We start from the raw sequence: 13,515 nt of genomic DNA on the forward strand, positions 1-13,515 counted from the left end.
TGTCGCGGGCTACGAACCCGCCAGGATTTGGTAGATACGGCTGTCGGTGCGGAAATGCAGCGACCCGCTCAGGCTGTTGGCGACGGCCAGGCAGGGTACGCCGCCCACCGTGAAGGCGGCCGCATCGGTGCCGCCCGAGGTGCCGAAGGCATGCACCGCCTCCAGCCCATCGCCGTGCCAGCGGTAGATGACCGATTGCAGCTCGGGGATGGGCGCCTCGCGCGAGCCGTGGATGAAGTTGACCTGCACCAGGTGGCCCCCCGCCCCTTCGCCGGCAGGCAGCCAGGCGAATTCGCGCCCGCCCGGGCCGCTCAGGCGCTGGTGGGCGGAGAACTGTGCGCCATCCCAGCGCAGCAGCCAGGTCTCGCCCAGCAGGTTGGCGAACACCAGCCAGTCGGTGCCCGACGCATGGAAGTGGCAGAAGGCGCGGCCGCTGGTGCCGTCGAGCACCTGCAGGGTCTCGAACGCCGTGCCGTTCCACACCAGCAGGCGCGAGGGCGCGACATGGTCGGCATAGGCCAGCAGCGTACGGCCCTGCACCTCGAACGCGAGCCAGTTGTAGCCCCAGGCGGACTCGACGGCCTGGAACGGCACGAAGGTTTCACCATTCCATTCGAAGATGCACGACTGCGCCGATGCGTCCACCGCCACCCCATGGCCGGCCGCGCCCTGGGCCAGTGCCAGGAACGAGCGGCCCTGCACACTGAAGAAATGCCATTGCTTGGCCGCCGTGCCCGCGATCCGCTGGAAGGGCGTGAAGCGCCCCTGCACGAATTCGTAGACCACCGAAGGCGGCGACATGTCGTAGGGCCCGCGGCCGCTGCGCAGGCTGGCCGTGGCCAGAAAGTGGCGGCCGTCCAGCGTGAAGAACTCGGCGTCCTCGCCGCCGGGCACGGGCAGGCGCTGGAACTCGGTGAAGGCGGCGCCGTCCCAGCGGTAGACGATGGTCTCGACATCGCTGTCGCCCGCACCCATGCCGGGCGCAGTGCCCGGGATGTCCACGGACAGTTGGGCGATGGCCAGGTACTGCACGCCATCGATGGCGAAGGGCTCGACGGCGCGTGCGGCGCTGGTGGGCAGGCGCTGGATTTCGCGCAGCGCCATGGTGGCAGACGGAGGGTGCATCGTCATGGCTGGAAATCGTACAGGCGTGCCGGGTTGTCGCAGAGGATGCGGTTGCGGCGGGACGCATCGGGCACCCACTCGCCCAGCAGGTTCAGCAGGGCGCCGGTGTCCATCTGGCCGTTGGGAATGTGCGGCCAGTCGCTGCCCCAGATGGTGCGCTCCGGCAGCGCTTCGGCAATGGCCTGGGCATAGGGCAGCAGGCGTGCGTAGTTGCCGTCCTTGGCGATGCGGTAAGGGCCCGAGAGTTTCATCCAGCCCCGGCCGCCGGCCACGGCGGCAATCAGGCGGTCGAAGTCGGTGCGCGTCAGGCCATCGCTTTCCAGCATGTAGCCCATGTGGTCGATCACGAAGTCCGAGGCGATATCGGGCATCGCCGGGACCAGGTCGCGCACCACGGTGCCAGGCGTGTAGAACTGCAGGTGCCAGCCCCAGGGGCGGATGCGCTCGGCGCTGCGCTGGATGTAGTCGACGATGCGCGCAATGGGCCACTGCGCGCGCAGGAACAGGTCCAGCCGCAGCGCGCGCACACCGCGCCGGTGCATGGCATCGAGCGTGGCGTCGTCCACCCCATCCTCGACCATGGCCACGCCGCGCGCCCGCCCGCCCAGTTCATCCAGGGCGTCGAGCATGCAGGAGTTGTCGGTGCCGTAGAAGCTCGGCTGCACGATGGCAAAGCGATCCAGGCCCAGGCCGCGGGTCATGCGGTCGAGCAGCGGTGCCGGGCCGTCGGGCAGGGTGTAGTGCGGCTGGGCCACATGGGGGTAGCGGTCCACCGGGCCGAAGACATGCACATGGCTGTCGCAGGCGCCGGCCGGCATGGGGAAAGCGGGGCGCGACAGGGTGTCTGCGCTGCGCGTGGGGGTGGGAACAAGGATCTCGGAAGCCATGGGAGTTCAGGTCAGGGTTGCAAGGGCCTGCGCCACGCGGGCTTGCGCGGCAGCCAGGAGAAGGTCGGTATCGATGGCCGTCATGAGCAGCGGCGCCGCACCCAGGCGCACCAGCTCGGCGCTGTAGGCGGCGTCGCCGATGCCGCCAATGGCCAGGGGCTTGCCCGCCGCCTGGCAGGCGGCCAGCGCCGATTCATGCGCGGCACGCACCGTGGGGTGGCGGAAGTCGCCGGGCACGCCCAGCTCTGCGCTCAGGTCGTTGGTGCCAATGGCCACCAGGTCCACCCCGGGCACGGCCGCGATCTCGGCCAGGTTGCGGATGCCCAGCGGGCTTTCGACCAGCACCTTGACCAGCGTGGCCTGGTCGGCCGCGCGGTACAGGGCCTCGGGCGCCATGCGGCGGTACTGCACCAGGGGCAGCGTGCCGATGGCCGAGCGGTGGCCCTGCGGCGGAAAGCGGCAGGCGGCCACGATGTCGGCCGCCTGCGCGGCAGTCTCGACCCGGGGCGCGATGATCCCCAGGGCGCCCGCATCGAGCAGGCGCCCGATCACGCCGTACTCGCGCTCGGGCACGCGCACCAGCGGCATGAGGCCGATGTCCAGCGCGCAGGCGCAGATCTGCCCGGCCACGTCGATGGCCATGGTGCTGTGCTCCAGGTCCACCCAGATGACCTCATGGCCGCTGGCCTTGGCCAGGCGGGCGATCTCGGGCGTGCGGGCACCGCGCACACCGAAGGCGGCCACCGGCTGGCCCCGCGTGAGCCGGTCGATCAGCCAGGGGGCCCCGGAGGCGGGCGACAAGGAGGATGGAAGTGGGTCGGACATGGATGCGTGGCTTCGGTGGGTCAGTTGATGGCGATCTTCTTGGCCTTGATCAGGCGCTCCATGGACTGCGACTCGCGCGCCAGGTTGGCCTGCATCTGGGCGGGTGTGATGCTGAGTACCTCGTTGCCCGTCTCCTGCAGGGCGCTGGCGACCTGCGGGTCCTTGGACGCGGCTTCGAGCGCCTTGCGCATGCGCTCCAGCACCGGCGCCGGTGTGCCGGCGGGTGCCCAGACAGCGATGGTGGTGAACAGCTCCAGGCCGGGGTACAGCTCGGACAAGGTGGGCACATCGGGCAGCGTGGGGCTGCGCTTGTCACCGGTATAGGCCAGCGCACGCAACTTGCCCGAGCGGATGTTGGGCAGCGCCGAGGAGGCCGGTTCCCAGCCCACATCGAGCTGTCCCCCCATCAGGTCGGGCATGGCGCTTTGCTTGTAGGCGATCTGCACCATGTCGATGCCCGCTGCGTCCTGCAGCAGTTCCATGCCCAGGTTGGCCGTGCTCGCGGGCCCGTAGGTGGCGTAGTTGATGCTGCCGGGCTTGGCCTTGGCGATGGACACCAGGTCCTTGAGCGACTTGCCGGCAAACGACTGGCTGGCCACGATGAAGGAGCCGCCGCGAAACAGCGCCGCCACGGGAACCAGGTCCTTTTCGGGGTGGTAGGGCAGCTTGGCCATCAGGTGCGGCACCGTGGTGATGGGCAGGCTGGTGGAGAACAGGAAGACCTGGCCATTGGCCGGGGACTTGGCCACCGCATCGGTGGCCAGCGTGCTCGATGCCCCGGGCCGGTTCTCGACCACCACGGGGGCCGAGAGCAGCTTGGACAGGCGGTCGGCATAGAGCCGGGCAAAGGCATCGGCGCCCACGCCCACCGGCGTGGGCGTGACCAGGCGCACCGGCCCGTTGGGCCAGCCCGGGGTGGACTGGGCGCGGGCCGTGCAGGCCAGGACGGTAACGGCGAGGGCGCCCAGGAGGAGGTTGCGCTTGTGCATGGTTTGAAACTCCGATACCACGGTCAGAAGTTGTGCGAGATGCCGAACTGCAGGCCCGAGGCATTCACGCCCGGAGCGCCTTCGGGGGACTCGCCGGTCGCAAACGCGGCATTGCCCCGGTTGGTGATGCGCGAGTACGCCCCATACAGCGCCGTGCGCTTGCTCAGCGCATGCACATAGCCCACGGCCATCTGGCGCGCACCGTCGCCCACCACCGCAGCACCGCGCGCCTTGGCCTCTGCCACCGACACGCGCACGGTGCCGACCTCACCCACCGGCACGGTGGCGCCCAGCAACCAGTTGGAATGCTTGCTGCCCGTGGCGCGCTGGTCCAGCCAGTAGCCCATGAGTTTGGCCACGCCGAAGTTGTACGCGCCGCCGATGTTGGCCACCTTGCTGGTCTGCCCCTTGGCCGGAGTCTCGCCGTAGGCGACCGCCACGTCCACCGGGCCGGCGGCGTAGCCCAACCGGGCACCGGTATAGCGCGCGCCATCGGCCCCTTCGGCCGCAGCCACCATGGCCTGGCCATAGACGCCGCCCAGGTTGCGCGGCAGCAGGTAGCCCAGCGAGTTGGCCGAGCGCACAAAGGTGCGGGCCCCGCCGGTCCCGAAAGGCCAGCCTTCGATGAGGTTGGCCGAGCCGCCGACGCCCACCGTGCCGAAGGGTGCGAACTGTGAGACGTTCCAGAATGTGGGCGCATAGTCGCGCCCCAGGCGCACCTCGCCCCAGGAGGCGCTGGACAGGCTCACGGTGGAGCGGCGGTGGAACAGGGCCGAGCCCTCGAGTGCGCCGGAGTCGGGCAGCAACTGGGCTTCGAGCCAGAAGCTCGCGGCCAGGCCGCCCCCCAGGTCCTCGGTGCCCCGAAAGCCCAGCCGGCTGGGCACCAGATTGCCACCCGAGGACATGGTGGTGGCCGAGGCGCCACCGGCCTTGGCATGGGTGATGTTGAGGTCCAGCGTGCCGAAGATGGTGACACCGCTCTGGGCATGGGCGGTGCCGAAGGTGCATGCGGCCAGACCGGCGGCCAGCACCCAGATGGCGCGCGAGGGATTGGTGGGGAACGCACGGGCAGGCCGGGCGGATGGCGGATGGGGGTTCAAGCTTGTCTCCTGTTTTTGCATGGCCGCACCGCTTTGGGCGACGACAGGACAGATGCTAGGGACCCTCATCAATATCTGGAAATACTGTTTTTGGATCAAAATCAGTACCAAAAAAGTATAAATAACCCCTGACAACCCTGACCCATAGGAGCCCCCATATGGAAATGCGCCATCTGCGCTACTTCGTGGCCGTGGCCGAAGAGCTCAACTTCACCCGCGCGGCCCTTCGGCTGCACATCGCCCAGCCGCCGCTGAGCACGCAGATCCGCGCGCTGGAAGAGGAGATCGGCGCCGAGCTCTTCGTGCGCGACACGCGGCGCGTGTTCCTGACCCAGGCAGGCAAGGAGTTTTTGGTGCGCGCCCGTGCCATCCTGGCGGCCGCCCAGGAGGCCACGGAGGCGGCGCGCAGTGCATCGGCCGGCATCTTCGGGCGCATCGCGCTCGGGGTCACGGCCTCGGCCATGTTCACCGAGCGCCTGCCGCGCGCGCTGCGCGGCTTTGGCCAGGGCCATGCGCACGTGGAGATCGACCTGCAGGAGATGGCCTCCGTGGCGCAACTGGGCGCGCTGTACGAGCGCGTGCTGGACGTGGGCATCCTGCGCAAGCCCGACATGCGGCCGCCCGAGGGCGTGCATCTGGAGCAGTGGTACCGGGCGCCGCTGGTGGCCGCGGTTCCCGAGGGGCATGCACTCGCCCGCCAGGAGGCGGTGCGCATGGCCGACCTCCAGCGCGAGGCACTGATCACCTACCCGCGCGATGCCGGCATCGGCCTGTACTGGCCGGTGATGCAGCTGTGCGCCCAGGCCGGCTTTCGCCCCCGGGTGGTGCGCGAAGCGCGCGAACCGGCTTTCATGATCGGCCTGGTCGCTGCTGGCCTGGGCATCGCCATCGTGCCGCAGGACACGCGCTGCATCGGCCTTGAAGGGGTGGTCTACAAACCGATCCTGGAACCGGACGCCGCGTCGACCCTGTACCTGGCCTACCGCACGGCAGAAACCGACCCGCACACCCTGGCCATGCTGGCCACGCTGCGCACCGTGGCCAGCGCACCATGAAAAACGCCCCGACAGCGCGGGCCGGCAGGGCGTTGGCAGGACAAGGCAGGAACGTTCAGCCCAGGGTCACGCGTGCGAACTTGCGCTTGCCGACCTGCACCACGTAAGTGCCCGCTTCGAGCTTGAGGCCCTTGTCGCTGACCACGCTGCCATCCACACGCACGCCGCCGCCATCGATCAGGCGGCCGGCTTCGCTGCTGGACGGGGCCAGATTGGCGCCCTTGAGCAACGCGCCGATACCGAGTGGGGCGCCGGACAGGCTGACATCCGGGATCTCGTCAGGCACGCCGCCCTTGCTGCGGTTGTGGAAGTCCTGCTCTGCCGCCTCGGCCGCGGCCGCGCTGTGAAAGCGCGTGGTGATCTCCTTGGCCAGCATGACCTTGGCGTCCTTGGGGTTGCGCCCGCCCGCCACCTCGGCCTTGAGGGCGGCGATCTGCTCCAGCGACTGGAAGGACAGCAGCGTGAACCAGTCCCACATCAGCGTGTCCGAGATCGACAGCACCTTGGCGAACATGGTGTTGGGCTCTTCGGAGATGCCGATGTAGTTGTTCTTGGACTTGGACATCTTGTCCACGCCGTCCAGGCCCACCAGCAGCGGCATGGTGAGCACACACTGTGGCTCCTGGCCGTATTCCTGCTGCAGGTGGCGGCCCATGAGCAGGTTGAACTTCTGGTCCGTGCCACCGAGTTCCAGGTCGCTCTTCAAGGCCACGGAGTCGTAGCCCTGCATCAGCGGGTACAGGAACTCGTGCACCGCAATGGACTGGCCGGTGGTGAAGCGCTTGTGGAAGTCGTCGCGCTCCATCATGCGCGCCACCGTGTACCTGGCGGCCAGCTGGATCATGCCGCTGGCACCCAGGGGCTCGCTCCACTCGCTGTTGTAGCGGATCTCGGTGCGGGCCGGGTCCAGCACCAGGCTGGCCTGGCGGTAGTAGGTCTCGGCATTGGCCTTGATCTGTTCGGGCGTGAGCGGCGGGCGCGTGCTGTTGCGGCCCGAGGGGTCACCGATCAGGCTGGTGAAGTCCCCGATCAGGAAGATCACCTGGTGGCCCAGATCTTGCAATTGCCGCATCTTGTTGAGCACCACGGTGTGGCCGATGTGGATGTCTGGGGCCGTGGGGTCCAGGCCCAGCTTGATGCGCAAGGGCTTGCCCGTGGCCTCCGAGCGCGCCAGCTTCTTGACCCATTCGTCCTGGGGAAGCAGCTCCTGCACGCCGCGCAGCGAGATTTCAAGCGCCCGTCCTACACCATCGGAAACCGGGTTCGTTGTAACAGCAGATTGATTCATAAGGGTTTTTTGGGATGTCTATACAGCGCGCACCGCTATACTCCAGCCCACATTGCAGAGGCGGATTCTAATGGGCCCGCTGTTTCGACCCGCCCTGGGCTCTGTCGAATCGCTGCAAACAGACAGTCTGTGCGCCTTGCCTTGCCCCGTATTCACACCGGGGAAGTGCCAGGAGACCACTCTCACACTGGGGATAGACCTTTGATTCACGGCTTGACCACCGCCAGCGCGGCTTTGCTAGACCGACTGTCCCAGAGCATCCAACAACACCCGAAACGCATCACCGCCGCCATCGCAGCACTGCTGCTCACGGGCGGCGGCGGCGCGTTTGCCGTGGCCTCGTTCGCCCCCGATCCAGCCGACATGCCGGTGCGCATGGTGAATTACCCGGTGGAATCGCTGGCCGAGAACCTGGTGCTGGGCCAGCTCGATGCGCCCGGCTTCTCGCTGTTCCGCTCCGAGCAGGTGCGCAGCAGCGACACCCCCGAATCGCTGCTGCAGCGCATGGGCGTGGCCGATCCGGCCGCCGCTGCCTTCCTGCGTGGTGACAATACTGTCCGACAGAACATGCTGGGCCGCACCGGCCGCTTCGTGTCGGCCGAGACCACCGACGACCACCGCCTGGTGCGCCTGACCGCGCGCTGGGTGCCTGACGACAGCGGCAACTTCCGCCGCCTGATCGTGGAGCGCACCGGCGAGAAGTTCGGCTCGCGCGTCGAGACCGCCAAACTGACGACCAGCAGCCGCCTGGCCGGCGGCGTGATCAACAGCTCGCTGTTCGCCGCGACCGATGCCTCCAATATCCCCGATGCCGTGGCCGTGCAGATGGCCGAGCTGTTCTCGGGCAATATCGACTTCCGCCGCTCGCTGCGCAAGGGTGACCGCTTCTCGGTGGTCTACGAAACCCTCGAAGCCGATGGCGAGCCGCTGAGCAGCGGCCGCGTGCTGAGCGCCGAGTTCGTCAACAACAACAAGACCCACCAGGCGATCTGGTTCCAGGAAGCCAACGCTTCCAAGGGCGCCTACTACACGCTGGACGGCGAAAGCATGCGCCGCGCCTACCTGACCTCCCCCGTGGAGTTCTCGCGCGTGACCAGCGGCTTCAAGATGCGCATGCACCCCATCCTGAAGACCTGGCGCGCCCACCTGGGCACCGATTTCGCAGCCCCCACGGGCACGCCCGTGCGCACCGTGGGCGACGGCGTGGTGGAGTTCTCCGGCGTGCAGAACGGCTTTGGCAACGTGGTCTTCGTCAAGCACCGCAACCAGCACGTCACCGTGTACGCCCACCTGAGCCGCATCGATGTGCGCCAGGGCCAGTCGGTGGAACAGGGCCAGACCCTGGGCGCCGTGGGTTCCACGGGCTGGGCCACCGGCCCGCACCTGCACTTCGAATTCCGCGTAAACGGCCAGCACCAGGATCCACAGACCATCGTGGCTGCGAGCGAAGCCGCGGCACCGGTGTCGAAGGCCGGTCGCCCAGCCTTCGACCGCGTGGCATCGGCCATGCGCATCCAGCTGTCGGCTGCGGTCTCCATCGAGCAAGCCAGCGCTGAATAAGCATCCCTCGGCCATGTCCGAGCTGTACATCGGCCTGATGTCCGGCACCTCCCTCGACGGGATCGATGGGGTGCTGGCGGATTTCGCGGATGACCGCATGGTGGTGACCCACCATGCCAGCACGCCTTTCGCGCCCGGACTGCGCGCAGAACTTCTGGCCCTCAACACCCCTGGCAGCGATGAGCTGCACCGCGCCGCCCTGGCGGGCAATGCCCTGGCCCGCGCCTATGCCGGGGTAGTGCAGACCCTGCTGGAACGCAGCGGGCTGGCACCCCAGGCCATTCGCGCCATCGGCGCCCACGGCCAGACCGTGCGCCACCGCCCGCAGGAGTTCGATGGCACGGGCTACACCCTGCAACTGAACAGCCCCGCCCTGCTGGCCGAGCGCACGGGCATCGCCGTGGTGGCGGATTTCCGCAGCCGCGACCTGGCGGCCGGCGGCCAGGGTGCGCCGCTGGTGCCGGCCTTCCACCGCGGCGTGTTCGGCCGCGAGGGCGAAACCATGCTGGTGCTCAACATCGGCGGCATCTCCAACCTCAGCGTGCTCGGCGCCGACGGCCAGGTGCTGGGCTTCGACTGCGGTCCCGGCAATGCCCTGATGGATCACTGGTGCCAGGGGCACACCGGCCAGGCGTTCGACGCCAGCGGTGCCTGGGCCGCCAGCGGCCAGGTGCTGCCCGAACTGCTGGCCCTGCTGCGCCAGGAGCCCTTTCTGCACAAGCCACCGCCCAAGAGCACGGGGCGCGACCTGTTCAACCCCGCCTGGCTCGCCAGCCGCCTGGAATCCTTCCTGGGCGCAGCGCCCCAGGACGTGCAGGCCACGCTCACGGAGTTCACGGCGCTGGCCTGCGCCGACGATGCCAGCCGCCATGCTGCGGGCGCCAAGACCCTGGCGGTCTGCGGCGGTGGTGCGCTCAATGCCCACCTCATGGCCCGGCTGCAGGCCGCCTGCCCTGCCCTGCAGGTACTCGCCACCGACGCCCTGGGCCTGCCCGCCTTGCAGGTCGAGGCGGCCGCCTTTGCCTGGCTGGCGCGCCAGGCCATCAGCAGCCAGCCGGGCAACCTGGCCAGCGTGACGGGCGCTGCCGGCGGGCGCATCCTGGGCGCCCTCTACCCGGCATAAGAGCCTGTTTACGATCTTTTCGGGGTCGTGTTGGGGCGCAATCGGGATGAGTGGATGCTTCGGGTGCGCTGCATGGGCCCATGCCCATGCAAGCAGCCGAGGCATTCAATCGCCCGATTTCGCCTCAACCCTTCGGGCAAGTGCCTTGCCGGGCGGTCTGCGGCGTTGCGGCGCTTGCCAATAGCCGAGCTATTGGCTGCACCCCGCGCCTTGCATCCCATCCCGGCAAGGTACTTGCACAACCCTGAAAAGATCGTAAACAGGCTCTCAGCTCAGCCGTGGTCTGCGGCGTCGGCCGTGGTCGCTGCCTTGCTGCTGGCCCGGTCCTCGGGCGACAGCTGCCAGAAGATGCCGGCCGACGCCACCGTCATCAGTCCCATGCAGGCAAAGGTGGCCTGGAAGGCCGAAAGCGTGTGCGCCGCGCCTGGTGGCTGGAAGAAGGCAGTGAAGGCCGCTAACACCGCGCCCGCAGCCGCCACGCCCATGCCCATGGCCACCATCTGCACCATGGACAGCAGGCTGTTGCCGCTGCTGGCCGTGGCATGGTCCAGGTCCTTGAGGGTCACCGTGTTCATGGCCGTGAACTGCAGGGAGTTCACTGCACCGAAGACCGCCAGCTGCAGCACGCGTGCCCACAGCGGCTGGGACGGATCGGCCAGGCCGAAGCTGGCCATGGTCAGGCCGACCAGCAGGGTATTGCCCACCAGCACCTGGCGGTAGCCGAAGCGGGTGATCAGCGGCGTGGTGAAACGCTTCATCGACATGCCGGCAATCGCCACCGGCAGCATCATCATGCCCGCCTGCATCGGCGAGTAGCCCATGGTGACCTGCAGCAGCAGCGGGATCAGGAAGGGCATGCAGGAGCTGCCCAGCCGCGAGAACAGGTTGCCCAGCAGGCCGATGCGCAGTGTGTCGACCGAAAACAGGCTCGGAGAGAACAGCGGATCGGCGCGGCGCGCGGCGTGCAGCCAGTAGGCCACCAGGCTGGCCAGGCCGAAGACCATCAGCACCAGCACGCTGGCCTGGCGCAGGCCCATGCTGGCCAGGCCATCGAGCGCCAGCGACAGCGACACCATGCCGAAGGCCAGCATCAGGTAGCCGGCCAGGTCGAAACGGGGCACGAAGGTCACGGGCTCCCCGGGCATGAAGCGCAGCGTGGCGATGCAGCCCACCAGCCCCACGGGCACGTTGATCAGGAAGATCCAGTGCCAGGAGGCGGCCTCCACCAGCCAGCCGCCCAGCGTGGGGCCGATCAACGGGCCGATGAGGCCGGGGATGGCGACGAAGCTCATGGCCTGCAGGAACTGCTCGCGCGGAAAGGTGCGCAGCACCACCAGCCGCCCCACCGGCAGCAGCAGCGCACCGCCCAGCCCCTGCACCACGCGGGCTGCCACGAGCTGGGGCAGGTTCTGGGCCATGGCGCAGCACACCGAGCCCAGCACGAACAGCACGATGGCCGAGAAGAAGACACGGCGCGAGCCGAAGCGGTCCGCGAGCCAGCCCGAGGCCGGGATCAGCATGGCCATGGCCAGCGAATAGGCCACCACCACCGACTGCATCTGCAGCGGGCTCTCACCCAGGCTGCGCGCCATGGCCGGCAGCGCGGTGTTGACGATGGTGGCGTCCAGCGTCTGCATGAAGAAGCCGATGGCCACCAGCCAAAGGAGGACCTTGCGGGATTGTTCTTGCTGCATGCGCTGCCAGACTATGGGGAAATCAGGAGCCTCAAATGAAAAGCCGCCCGAAGGCGGCTTGCTGCGAAGTGCGGTGCCGTCGGCACGGCACCGCGTCCTCAGGCGGAGAAGCTGGAGCCGCAGCCGCAGGTGGTCGTGGCGTTGGGGTTCTTGATCACGAACTGGGCGCCCTGCAGGTCTTCCTTGTAGTCGATCTCGGCACCGACCAGGTACTGGTAGCTCATGGCGTCGATCAGCAGCGAGACGCCATTCTTGGTCATGGTGGTGTCGTCGTCGTTCGTGATTTCATCGAACGTGAAGCCGTACTGGAAGCCCGAGCATCCGCCACCCTGCACGAAGACACGCAGCTTGAGGTCGGGATTGCCTTCTTCCGCGATCAGGTCCGCCACCTTCGCCGCAGCACTGTCGGTGAACAGGATGGGGGCGGGCATTTCGGTCTGGATGTTCTCGGCAACTGCGCTCATGGGGGGCTCCGTTATCAGGTTTGGGGCCAATACTACTGCAAAGCAGTCGGGGATTCAGGGGCTACCGGCTTTGACGACAACTGCAGTGGGGGCTTTTCGTCGGCCACCACCGCCAGCGGGCACATCTGGCCCGTGATCATGGCGCCCTGGTGCATTTCCAGCGCCTTGTAGTGCACGTTGCCCGTGATGCGCGCCTTGGGCTGCAGCTCCAGCAGCTCGGCCGCATGCACCGGGCCGGTCACCGAGCCGTTGACGATCACGTGGTCGGCATGCACCGCCCCTTCGACACGCGCTGATTCGGAGATCACCAGGATGCTGGGCTGCTCGGTGCCCGAGCGGATGTCGCCCACCACCTCGCCATCGATGCGCATCCCCTCGCCAAACAGCACATTGCCGTCGATGCGGGTGCCATGGGCCACCAGGCTCTTGATCGGGGGCTGCTTTTTTCGGGAAAACATGGGCAAAACTCCTGGGTCAGGGATGGCGGCCCGCAGGCGCCCGGGGCGTCGGCAGGCGGTCGGTCCATCCGCAGCAAAAATGAAAGGCAGAACCCTGGCTTTCTGCCCGCTCCGCACACAAGGTGGCGGGCGACGGCAGGTGGCGGCTATTCCGCCGCCAGGGCCATGGTCTGGGAGGTGCGCAGGGTGCTGCCATCCAGCACCCGCGCGGTCACGGTTTTTACCACGGCATCGGGTGGCAGGGTCAACATCCCCTCCAGGCGCCGGTACTGGCGCAGTTGCAGGGCTGCGCCCTGAGGAAAGGTCTGCGTCCAGGGCTTGCCGTCCTGCGTTCCCGCCAGCACCAGTTCCAGCTTGCCATTGAACTCCGGCGCGTTGCGCGCGGCCTGGATCACCAGCACCTGCCAGCGCAACTGCATGCCGCCCACGGTTTCGGCGTGCAGGCCGCGAATGGCCACGCCCTCCGTGGAGCCTGCCGGGATGAGGCGCTCGAAGAACCCAAGGTCCTCGCGCAGCGTGCGGTTCTCGGCCTCGAGCTGCCGTACCTGGGCCATCAGGGTCTGCAGGGTAGCCCGGTCGGCGGTGAGGATGCTCTCGGCCGTCTGCGAGACGGCATGCTGGCGCTGCGTCTCCTCCACCAGCCGTGCCACCTCGCCGCGCAGCCGCACCAGCTCCTCGCGGGCGCCGGAATCGAGCCCGGCGATGGACTTGCCGAACTCGAAGGCCCATAGCGCCACGGCGGCGCACAAGCCGAAAACAACCGCCAGCAGCAGCCAGCGCACAGGCCAGGGCATGGCGCTGCGGATGGCCACACGGGGGGCACTGATGGTCAGCCGGCGGCGAAGAAGGCGCAAACGCATGGGAGGCGGAAACGGGTGCTCGAAAACGAAGAGCGCACCTTAAACGAAAAAACCGCCCGAAGGCGGTTTTTTTGCAGGGCAGCCCAG

At 68.1% G+C, this 13,515-nt stretch carries 13 protein-coding genes; 3 read left to right on the forward strand and 10 right to left on the reverse strand.

The annotated features are described in order from the left end of the window. Nucleotides 1-9: 9 nt before the first annotated feature. Genes AC07PF_RS09825 through AC07PF_RS09845 form a run of 5 tightly spaced genes read right to left on the reverse strand, consistent with a single transcriptional unit; the run spans nucleotide 10 to nucleotide 4,926 of the window. Entirely contained in the window at nucleotides 10-1,131 is a 1,122-nt protein-coding gene (locus tag AC07PF_RS09825; RefSeq protein WP_494611714.1) for a hypothetical protein, read from the reverse strand. Further along, nucleotides 1,128-2,012, reverse strand: a complete 885-nt coding sequence (locus AC07PF_RS09830) for an amidohydrolase family protein (RefSeq protein WP_007856967.1) — start codon at nucleotides 2,010-2,012, stop codon at nucleotides 1,128-1,130. The genes AC07PF_RS09825 and AC07PF_RS09830 overlap by 4 nt, the downstream gene beginning before the upstream one ends. A gap of 6 nt (nucleotides 2,013-2,018) precedes the next feature. Then, complete coding sequence (locus AC07PF_RS09835; RefSeq protein ID WP_145695904.1) at nucleotides 2,019-2,837, reverse strand: aldolase/citrate lyase family protein; 819 nt, start codon at nucleotides 2,835-2,837, stop codon at nucleotides 2,019-2,021. A 20-nt stretch (nucleotides 2,838-2,857) separates the two neighbouring features. Next, the gene (locus AC07PF_RS09840; RefSeq protein WP_494611715.1) at nucleotides 2,858-3,826 is read right to left on the reverse strand and encodes a Bug family tripartite tricarboxylate transporter substrate binding protein; all 969 of its coding nucleotides are present in this window, start codon (nucleotides 3,824-3,826) and stop codon (nucleotides 2,858-2,860) included. Between the two features lie 23 nt (nucleotides 3,827-3,849). Continuing rightward, nucleotides 3,850-4,926 carry a porin gene (locus AC07PF_RS09845; protein WP_494611716.1) on the reverse strand — a complete coding sequence of 359 codons (1,077 nt, stop codon included), beginning with the start codon at nucleotides 4,924-4,926 and terminating at the stop codon, nucleotides 3,850-3,852. 158 nt (nucleotides 4,927-5,084) lie between these two features. Between AC07PF_RS09845 and AC07PF_RS09850 the strand changes: the two genes are divergently transcribed. Further along, nucleotides 5,085-5,981: a LysR substrate-binding domain-containing protein gene (locus tag AC07PF_RS09850; RefSeq protein WP_007856963.1), complete on the forward strand. Its 897-nt coding sequence runs from the start codon at nucleotides 5,085-5,087 to the stop codon at nucleotides 5,979-5,981. Between the two features lie 55 nt (nucleotides 5,982-6,036). On the opposite strand, the gene tyrS is transcribed toward AC07PF_RS09850, so the two are convergent. Next, nucleotides 6,037-7,269 (reverse strand): tyrosine--tRNA ligase, encoded by a 1,233-nt coding sequence (gene tyrS / locus AC07PF_RS09855; protein WP_007856962.1) that lies wholly within the window; start codon nucleotides 7,267-7,269, stop codon nucleotides 6,037-6,039. 201 nt (nucleotides 7,270-7,470) lie between these two features. On the opposite strand from tyrS, the gene AC07PF_RS09860 reads away from it, so the two are divergent. Continuing rightward, a complete protein-coding gene (locus AC07PF_RS09860) occupies nucleotides 7,471-8,829 on the forward strand; it encodes a peptidoglycan DD-metalloendopeptidase family protein (RefSeq protein ID WP_494611717.1) in 1,359 nt (452 codons plus the stop codon). 13 nt (nucleotides 8,830-8,842) lie between these two features. Further along, the gene (locus AC07PF_RS09865; RefSeq protein ID WP_494611718.1) at nucleotides 8,843-9,952 is read left to right on the forward strand and encodes an anhydro-N-acetylmuramic acid kinase; all 1,110 of its coding nucleotides are present in this window, start codon (nucleotides 8,843-8,845) and stop codon (nucleotides 9,950-9,952) included. 272 nt (nucleotides 9,953-10,224) lie between these two features. Here AC07PF_RS09865 and mdtD read toward each other — a convergent pair whose 3' ends face one another. The 4 genes from mdtD to AC07PF_RS09885 all read right to left on the reverse strand — a co-directional run bounded on the left by mdtD (nucleotide 10,225) and on the right by AC07PF_RS09885 (nucleotide 13,428). Then, a complete protein-coding gene (mdtD, locus tag AC07PF_RS09870; RefSeq protein ID WP_145695911.1) occupies nucleotides 10,225-11,646 on the reverse strand; it encodes a multidrug transporter subunit MdtD in 1,422 nt (473 codons plus the stop codon). 98 nt (nucleotides 11,647-11,744) lie between these two features. Then, nucleotides 11,745-12,110 (reverse strand): iron-sulfur cluster insertion protein ErpA, encoded by a 366-nt coding sequence (gene erpA / locus AC07PF_RS09875; protein ID WP_007856958.1) that lies wholly within the window; start codon nucleotides 12,108-12,110, stop codon nucleotides 11,745-11,747. 32 nt (nucleotides 12,111-12,142) lie between these two features. After that, nucleotides 12,143-12,568, reverse strand: a complete 426-nt coding sequence (locus AC07PF_RS09880) for a bactofilin family protein (RefSeq protein WP_494611719.1) — start codon at nucleotides 12,566-12,568, stop codon at nucleotides 12,143-12,145. A gap of 146 nt (nucleotides 12,569-12,714) precedes the next feature. Next, nucleotides 12,715-13,428, reverse strand: coding sequence for a DUF6776 family protein (locus tag AC07PF_RS09885; RefSeq protein ID WP_145695912.1), 714 nt, complete (start codon nucleotides 13,426-13,428; stop codon nucleotides 12,715-12,717). Nucleotides 13,429-13,515: the final 87 nt, after the last annotated feature.

This window comes from Acidovorax sp. GW821-FHT10A04, assembly GCF_059415825.1.